This is a genomic window from Acinetobacter sp. ATCC 27244 (genome assembly GCF_000156555.1).
Classification (GTDB): Bacteria; Pseudomonadota; Gammaproteobacteria; order Pseudomonadales; family Moraxellaceae; genus Acinetobacter; species Acinetobacter haemolyticus.
The window spans coordinates 446,281-447,336 of the sequence record NZ_GG665949.1 but is presented as its reverse complement, the minus strand read 5'-3'; the positions used below and the strand labels follow the sequence as shown (position 1 = coordinate 447,336).

1 protein-coding gene is annotated in these 1,056 nt (G+C 36.0%); it reads right to left on the bottom strand.

The features are described 5' to 3' along the window. Positions 1 to 878, bottom strand: an 878-nt coding sequence (locus tag HMPREF0023_RS02000) for a lipase secretion chaperone (protein ID WP_008941035.1), incomplete at its 3' end; no start/stop codon positions are given. Positions 879 to 1,056: the final 178 nt, after the last annotated feature.

Below are 1,056 nucleotides of genomic sequence, written 5' to 3'. Positions count from 1 at the left end.
TTTACCTGATTCTGCCAAACTGCTTCTTCTTGATCAACTTTCTCCAAACGATCAGCGGCCTCAACACCCAACAAGCTTTCTCGCATATTCCGCAATTCTTGAGCAGAGCCACCTTTTTCCTTAATTTCTTGTGTCAGTTGCTGTAATTCAGCAAATTGCATCGACACTCGGACACCATCAGCCAAAGTAGGAGGCAATTGATCTATTAACTTTGCTAACTCAGTTGCTTTTTGCTGTGCTGTTAAAGTCTTATTGGCATGTATACGCATTTGATCAATACTGAATTGATTAAAATTTCGTTCATTTCCAAAAAATGCTTGAATTTCTGCCGCATTGAAAAACTGCTGTTGCAACTTCGACATTTGATCAACAATATTTTGAAATTTATCAATTTCATCTTTTTTGAAATGCGTGCTGGTTTTCAAGTTTTTTAATGCATGCGTATAAGCAACATACTGATCAAGTAAGTAAATTCCATAATTTGCTGCTGTTTCTGGCAAGGTAGCACGTAGATACTGACGAATATCTCCAATTAATTGAGTTTCTGTTTTTTCTCCCAAACTCGAAAAGAAATAATCAAAACAGCTTCGAATACCTATCGTGAGAATCAATTTACCGTCTCCATCGACTTGGAGAGGACAATCAATTTCTGTGCCTTGTAAAGATGGGGCAAGAATAGGCAACTTTCCTGAGAGCTGTGCTTGAGAATTATTTTCAACACTTACGCTATTTATGCCACGCTGTGAGTGTGAATTATTCAGAGGACTTTGGTCGTGAACTGATGGCTTAAACACCCAATAAATAAAAGCAAGGAAAATAATTAAGCATATAGTCGCAATTAAAATGATTTTTTTATTATTAAAATTCTGAACACTCATAATCCATTACTCTATTGTTTCTCAGCTTTCCATGATCAAACGAAGGGAGTAAATCAATTACTCCCTTACCCTATATTGCTTATAAATTTAGATTTTTTAAACGATTCGCTTGTAAGCGGAATGGTGTTACAGGGTTTTGTAAAAAACCAACTAATCCTAGAACCTGATTCACTTCATC